This window comes from Geobacillus thermopakistaniensis (genome assembly GCF_000498995.1).
Lineage (GTDB): Bacteria > Bacillota > Bacilli > Bacillales > Anoxybacillaceae > Geobacillus > Geobacillus thermoleovorans.
On the sequence record NZ_AYSF01000107.1, the window covers coordinates 1 to 6,783 of the forward strand.

Sequence of the window (6,783 nt, forward strand, 5' to 3'; positions counted from 1 at the left end):
CAACGCTTGTCAAAATCAAGCCGAAAATCTTTGTCTTTTGCGCTGATTTTCACCGCCATGAGCTCATTGGCGAGCTAGAAGGAAAAGACGTGCTTCCATCGCTTGAGAGTACGGAAAAGTTTATGGTTGCGCTGATTGACACGGCGCTTGCGGCGCAAAACGCCGCCATTGCCGCGGAGTCGATGGGGCTTGGCATCTGCTACATTGGCGGGCTGCGCAACAACCTGCCGGAAGTATGCCAACTGCTTAACATACCGAAACGGGTCATTCCGCTGTTCGGGCTTGCCGTCGGCTATCCTGCGCAAACGCCGGATCCAAAGCCGCGGCTGCCGTTTGAACACGTTTATCATGAGGACGAATACAACCAAGACCGCGCCCGATTCCTCGAACAATTGCAACGCTACAACGAAACGGTTTCGGCGTATTATGAGCAGCGGACAAACGGCCGCCGCCGCGACACATGGACCGGGCAGATGGCCGATACGCTCAGCCGCCAAGTCCGGATGTACATGAAGGAGTTTGTGGAAGGGAAAGGGTTCAATTTACGGTAGCCTCTCTTCGTTCGGAAGAGGGGTTTTTCTTGCAGGCGATTCCATTTGTGAGAAAACTATGCCAGCCCGTTGGACATTGGTTTTGGTGATTGATTTTGTCTGGAGTTTCAGCTATACGTTATGGCCTCGAAAAGAACCGAAGGCGAGACTGGCAAAACCAAGAGGTTCGTAGGAAAGGAGAGAACGAGGATGGACCAAATCCGGCAACTGGCGCAATGGATCAAAGAGGCGAATACGATCGCCGTCCTGACCGGGGCGGGGATGAGCACGGAATCCGGCATTCCTGATTTTCGTAGCGAAAACGGCCTTTACGCCCAAGAGGACAATGTCGAATATTATTTGTCAGAGTATTATTACAAAAAAGATCCGGTTGATTTTTGGCGTCGATTCAAGCGGATGTTTTCATTAAAAATGATGGGCGGCTTTGCCCCGAATGACGGGCATCGGTTTCTCCGCTGGCTTGAGGAGATGGGCAAGACGGTGACGATTTTGACGCAAAATATTGACGGGCTGCATACGAAAGCAGGAAGCACGAATGTCATTGAGCTGCACGGCACGCTGCAGACGGCGACATGCCCGTCATGCGGCAACAAGTATGATCTGTCGTTTATCAACCGTCACGAGGTGCCGCGCTGTGAAAAGTGCCAGACGATTGTCAAACCGGATGTCGTTTTGTTTGGCGGGCTCGTGCCGCGCATGGAAGAAGCGTTTGCTGCGGCGGCCGCCAGCGACTTGCTTCTGGCGATGGGAACAAGTTTGGAAGTGGCGCCCGTGAATCAAATCCCGTTTTATGTCGCCGCCGAATCGCCGGCAACAAGGAAAGTATTGATCAACAAAACAGCGACAAGAATGGACGGGATGTTTGACCTTGTCATTTATGGCGGAATCGGGAAAACGGTCGCTAGCGTGCGCAAGCAAATACAGGCGGAATAGATCGATAGATTCCATGCCAACGGGAGAACGCATATGGCGTTTTCCCGTTGGACGAAAATCAAAAAAGGTATTGTACTTTTCAGAACATTCGAATATAATAAAGATAACATACCAACCGGTTGGTATTTTGATGAGTGGAGTCGAGCATAAAGGCGTAACGGAAAAGGGAGGGGACCATCATGTATTTGCGCTTAACGGACGAGCAGCGCATGGTGCAAAAAGCGATCCGCAAGTTTGTCGAAAAAGAATTGATGCCGCTCGAAAATGAAGTATTGCGCAATGAGCGCGAAGGGAAGCCTGGGCTCCCGCCCGAAAAATTAAAAGAGCTGCAGCTCAAAGCGAAGGAAGCGGGGTTTTGGGGGATCAACACGCCGGAGGAATACGGCGGCGCGAATTTGGGCCATGTCATGCAGGCGATTGTGTTGATGGAAGTGTCGAAAACGCTTGTTCCGTTCCAGTTTGGCGGATCGGCGGACAACATTTTGTATTACGCGAATGAAGAGCAAAAGAAAAAATATTTGATCCCGACGATCAACGGCGAGAAAAAATCGTGCTTTGCCATGACCGAGCCGGGAGCAGGATCAGATACGCGCAACATTAAAATGACGGCGGTGAAAGACGGCGACGAGTGGGTGTTAAACGGGGAGAAGACATTCATTACCGGCGGCAACGACGCCGATTTTGTCATGGTGATCGCCATCACCGACAAAGAGCGTCACCAAGCTTCGAACGGGCGTGAAGGGGTGACGTGTTTTATCGTCGACCGCGAGATGGGCTGGCGTTCGGAACCGATACATACGATGGGACCTTCCACTCCAGCCAGCTTAATTTTCGAAAACGTGCGCGTGCCGGAAGAAAACATTTTAGGCGAGCTGCATCACGGCTATAAGCTTGGGCTTGAGTGGATCGGCTACGCCCGCTGGGTCGTAGGCGCCCGTGCGGTCGGAGCGGCCGAGCGGCTTTTGCAAATGGCCATTGACTATGCGAAGGAGCGTGTCACATTCGGCAAACCGATCGCCGAGCGGCAGGCGATCCAATGGATGATTGCCGATTCGGCGGTAGAAATCGAAGCGGCGAAATGGCTTGTGTTAAACGCGGCCTTTACGCTTGACCAAGGGGAGGACAACCGCCATTTAGCCTCGATGGCGAAGCTGTTTGGCGCGAACATGGGCAACCGCGTCGTCGACCGCGTCATGCAAATCCACGGCGGCATGGGCTACACGAAAGAAATGCCGATCGAGCGCTGGTATCGTGAAGCGAGATTGTGGCGCATTTACGACGGCACGGATGAAATTCAGCGCCTCATTATCGCCCGCAATTTGATCAAAGGGCACGTCAAGCTTGGACAGTTCATCTAAAAAAATGAAAGCGTTATCGAAAGGGAGGAGAACACGATGAGCCAACGGTTTGCAGGAAGAGTGGCGTTTGTGACCGGAGGAAGCCGCGGCATTGGCAAGGCGATTGTCACCCGCTTCGCGGAAGAAGGAGCGAAAGTGGCGTTCATTGATTTAAACGCAGAAGCCCTTGAAGCGACGGCTGCGGAGCTGCGGGAAAAAGGGTATGACGTTTACGCCAAGGTGGCGAGCGTCACCGACCGCGAACAAGTAGAAGCGACGATCCAAGAAGTGGTCGATCGGTTCGGTTCGCTCGATATTCTCGTCAACAACGCCGGCGTCATCCGCGACAATTTGCTGTTTAAAATGACCGATGACGACTGGCAAACGGTGATGGACGTCCATTTAAAAGGCGCGTTTTACTGCGCCCGCGCCGCGCAAAAATATATGGTCGAAAAAGGGTACGGGCGCATCATCAACATTTCGTCGACATCCGCGCTCGGCAACCGCGGCCAGGCGAACTATTCGGCGGCGAAAGCCGGCATCCAAGGATTTACGAAAACGCTGGCGATTGAGCTTGGCAAATTCGGCATCACGACGAATGCCGTCGCCCCTGGGTTTATTGAAACCGATATGACGAAAGCGACGGCCGAGCGGCTTGGCATTTCGTTTGAGCAGCTCATCCAAGCGAGCGTCGCCAACATCCCGGTCGGGCGCAGCGGCCGTCCGGAAGACATCGCTCATGCGGTCGCCTTTTTCGCCGATGAGCGGTCGTCGTTTGTCAACGGCCAAGTGCTGTATGTCGCCGGCGGTCCGAAATGCTGAAAACGAGGAGGACGGGGCATGTACCAACATGACATCGGGAAACGGTCAGCGAAAGTGAAAAATGTCGTTGAGCGCGGAGCGGTGAAAAAGTTTGCGGAGGCGATCGGCGATCCAAACCCGATTTATTGGGACGAAGAGACGGGGAAACGGTCGCGCTACGGGCGCAACATTGCGCCGCCGACGTTTCCGCGCGTGTTTGACTACGGCGTCATTGAAGGGCTGAAATTGCCGTCCAAAGGGCTCATCCATGGCGAACAGCACTTCCATTATGAGCGCCCGCTGTTTGTCGGCGAAGAGCTGTATTGCTATGCGGAAGTGAAAGATTATTACGAAAAACAAAGCAGCATGGGCCTGCTCGGCTTTTTGATCATCGCCAACAACGGCGAAGACCCTGATGGGAATCTCGTTTTTACTTCGACCTCGACGATCATTATCAACGAGGCGGTTAGAAAGGCGATGAGCGTATGACGACGATTCGCAAATGGCAAGTCGGAGAGTCGCTTCCTGAAGTAACGCTCGCACCGGTGTCCCGGCTCGATTTAATCAAATACGCCGGCGCATCAGGCGACTACAACCCGATTCATACGATCGATGAAGAGGCGAAAAAAGCCGGCCTGCCGGGCATTATCGCCCACGGCATGTGGACGATGGGCAATCTCGCAAAGCTGTTTACGCCGTACTACGAAGAAGGATTTGTCCAAGACTATTTCGTCCGCTTCCAGTCGATGGTGTTTTTGAACGATGTCATCACCTTAAAAGCAACGGTGAAGGAAAAAGACGAGAAAGCGATCCGCTTTGCCGTCGCCGCCGTCAACCAGCATGGAAAAGAAGTCATTAAGGGCGAAGCCGTGTTTTCTCTGTATGAATGAAGCAAGGCAGCGAGCCCGGTAACATCGAGAACGCCCAGTTGCCGGGTTTCGTACTACAAAGGGGATGAGGAGGAGTCAGGATGAGACGGGATGCCGTCATTGTGTCGGCCGTACGAACGGCCATCGCCCGCCAAGGCGGTGCTTTGGCGACGATGCCGGCGCACGTTTACGGCGCGGAAGTGATCAAAGAAGCGATGCGGCGGGCGAATATTGGTCCGGAGCATGTCGATGATGTCATTATGGGCAACGTCCTAAGCGGCGGCGGCAATATCGCCCGGCTGACCGCGCTGCAAACCGGATTGTCGCTCGAGCTGACGGGAGTGACGGTGGACCGGCAGTGCGGTTCGGGCATTAACGCCGTCAATTTAGCGGCGCAAGCCATTTGGGCCGGCGACGGAGATGTGTATATTGCCGGCGGCGTGGAAAGCATGAGCCGCGCGCCGTATTTGATGGACCGCCCGGAAAAACCGTNTTATGGGCAACGTCCTAAGCGGCGGCGGCAATATCGCCCGGCTGACCGCGCTGCAAACCGGATTGTCGCTCGAGCTGACGGGAGTGACGGTGGACCGGCAGTGCGGTTCGGGCATTAACGCCGTCAATTTAGCGGCGCAAGCCATTTGGGCCGGCGACGGAGATGTGTATATTGCCGGCGGCGTGGAAAGCATGAGCCGCGCGCCGTATTTGATGGACCGCCCGGAAAAACCGTACAGCTCGACGCCGCCGAGCTTTCGAAAGTCGCAGCTATCTCCGAAAGAAATCGGCGACCCGCCGATGGGCATCACGGCGGAAAACTTGGCCAAAAAGTACGGCATCAGCCGTGAAGAACAAGACGCATTCGCCTTGCGCAGCCAGCAGCGCATGGCGCGCGCCATGCAGGAAGGGCGATTTGACGAGCAAATCGTGCCCATTGCCGTGCCGGTGAAAAAAGGGGAGCCGTTCATCTTCGATACGGACGAACACCCGCGGCCAAACACAACCATGGAAGCGCTCGCAAAACTGCCGCCGGCGTTTTTGGAAGGCGGCACGGTGACGGCGGGGAATAGTTCAGGGCTCAATGACGCCGCTGCCGCGCTCGTCATCATGTCGCGGGAAAAAGCAGAGGAGCTTGGCTTAAAGCCGCTTGCCGTCATCCGCGCCCATGCGGTCGCCGGAGTGGATCCGAACATCATGGGCATTGGCCCGGTGCCGGCGACAAGAAAAGTGCTTGAAAAGGCGGGGCTGACGCTTGATGAGATGGACATCATTGAAATCAATGAAGCGTTTGCCGCGCAAGTGATCGCCTGCGACCGTGAGCTTGAGATGGATCCCGAAAAAGTGAACATAAACGGCGGCGCCATCGCCCATGGCCATCCGCTCGGCGCGACGGGAGCGATTTTGATCACAAAAGCGGTGTATGAACTGAAGCGCTGCGGAGGGAAATACGCGCTCATTACGGCGTGCATCGGCGGCGGCCAAGGCATCGCGACGATTATTGAGAGAGAATGACGCATTGGAGACCGTGGAGGATGAAAGAAAGATTAAGGGAAGTCGCCATTGAGTTGTTTGAACGCAAAGGATTCAAAGAAACGTCGGTGCAGGAAATCGTCGAAGCGATCGGGGCAACGAAGGGGGCCTTTTACTACTATTACAAACGCAAAGAGGAGTTGCTATGTGATATTTGCGTTTCCTATCTAGATGATTTGCTTCGGCAGCAAGCCTGCATTGTCCAAGATTCCGAGAAAAGCTGCACGGAGAAATTGCGGGCCATCGTCCATATGGTCATCTGCAATATCCGCACACGGAAGAAAAGCGCCCGCATTTTCTTCCGTGAAATGCGGCATTTGGCGGATGACCATTTGACGGAAATCCGCGCCAAGCGGCGGTTGTTTCGCAAGCGGTATGAACAGCTGGTTCGAGAAGGGATCGCCCGCGGGGAATTCAAGCCGTCGCTTCATGCAGAAATGATTACGTTTGGCCTGCTTGGCATCACCAACTGGAGCTATTATTGGTTCCGGCCTGACGGAGGCATCTCTGAAGAAGAACTGACGGACATTTTCGTTGATTTCATTTTGCACGGCATAAAGGCGCCAAGAGCTGGAGAAAGCGGTCGAAATGAGGCGGAGCCAGGCAATTCGGGCGGCCAGACCGAATGAAAGATCGGCCGCGCTGCTTTGATGGTTTGGCCAAACGGCAAACAAAAAGGGGGGATCGGGATGGAGCTATTCATCCAGCAGCTGTTAAACGGGCTGACAGTTGGAAGCGTTTTTTCGGCGCGTTTTTGCAGGCCACCCA

7 protein-coding genes and 2 pseudogenes are annotated in these 6,783 nt (G+C 54.5%); all 9 read left to right on the plus strand.

Annotated elements, in window-relative coordinates; all coding sequences use genetic code 11:
- Positions 1-551: nitroreductase family protein (locus tag T260_RS122515; protein ID WP_023634585.1), on the plus strand; the 551-nt coding region annotated here is incomplete at its 5' end.
- A gap of 189 nt (positions 552-740) precedes the next feature.
- Positions 741-1,484, plus strand: coding sequence for an NAD-dependent protein deacylase (locus T260_RS122510; protein ID WP_011231148.1), 744 nt, complete (start codon positions 741-743; stop codon positions 1,482-1,484).
- 179 nt (positions 1,485-1,663) lie between these two features.
- The gene (locus tag T260_RS122505) at positions 1,664-2,842 is read left to right on the plus strand and encodes an acyl-CoA dehydrogenase family protein (RefSeq protein ID WP_013523725.1); all 1,179 of its coding nucleotides are present in this window, start codon (positions 1,664-1,666) and stop codon (positions 2,840-2,842) included.
- A gap of 36 nt (positions 2,843-2,878) precedes the next feature.
- Entirely contained in the window at positions 2,879-3,643 is a 765-nt protein-coding gene (locus tag T260_RS122500) for a beta-ketoacyl-ACP reductase (RefSeq protein WP_013523726.1), read from the plus strand.
- An 18-nt stretch (positions 3,644-3,661) separates the two neighbouring features.
- Positions 3,662-4,111, plus strand: a complete 450-nt coding sequence (locus T260_RS122495) for a MaoC family dehydratase N-terminal domain-containing protein (protein ID WP_023634586.1) — start codon at positions 3,662-3,664, stop codon at positions 4,109-4,111.
- Entirely contained in the window at positions 4,108-4,512 is a 405-nt protein-coding gene (locus T260_RS122490; RefSeq protein WP_023634587.1) for a MaoC family dehydratase, read from the plus strand. Before T260_RS122495 ends, T260_RS122490 begins: the two co-directional genes overlap by 4 nt.
- Before the next feature lie 80 nt (positions 4,513-4,592).
- A pseudogene (locus tag T260_RS1000000139705) lies at positions 4,593-4,982 on the plus strand (thiolase family protein); the annotation flags it as partial.
- A gap of 4 nt (positions 4,983-4,986) precedes the next feature.
- Positions 4,987-5,997: pseudogene (locus tag T260_RS0121210) on the plus strand (thiolase family protein); the annotation flags it as partial.
- Positions 5,998-6,017: 20 nt separating this feature from the next.
- Positions 6,018-6,644: a TetR/AcrR family transcriptional regulator gene (locus T260_RS122485; protein ID WP_023634588.1), complete on the plus strand. Its 627-nt coding sequence runs from the start codon at positions 6,018-6,020 to the stop codon at positions 6,642-6,644.
- The last annotated feature ends 139 nt before the right edge of the window (positions 6,645-6,783 follow it).

What these genes read in the sequence shown, in the direction of transcription:
- T260_RS122500 (WP_013523726.1), top strand. Translation starts at nt 2,879, where the DNA reads ATGAGCCAACGGTTTGCAGGAAGAGTGGCGTTTGTGACCGGAGGAAGC.
- T260_RS122505 (WP_013523725.1), top strand. Translation starts at nt 1,664, where the DNA reads ATGTATTTGCGCTTAACGGACGAGCAGCGCATGGTGCAAAAAGCGATC.
- T260_RS122490 (WP_023634587.1), top strand. Translation starts at nt 4,108, where the DNA reads ATGACGACGATTCGCAAATGGCAAGTCGGAGAGTCGCTTCCTGAAGTA.
- T260_RS122495 (WP_023634586.1), top strand. Translation starts at nt 3,662, where the DNA reads ATGTACCAACATGACATCGGGAAACGGTCAGCGAAAGTGAAAAATGTC.
- T260_RS122485 (WP_023634588.1), top strand. Translation starts at nt 6,018, where the DNA reads ATGAAAGAAAGATTAAGGGAAGTCGCCATTGAGTTGTTTGAACGCAAA.
- T260_RS122510 (WP_011231148.1), top strand. Translation starts at nt 741, where the DNA reads ATGGACCAAATCCGGCAACTGGCGCAATGGATCAAAGAGGCGAATACG.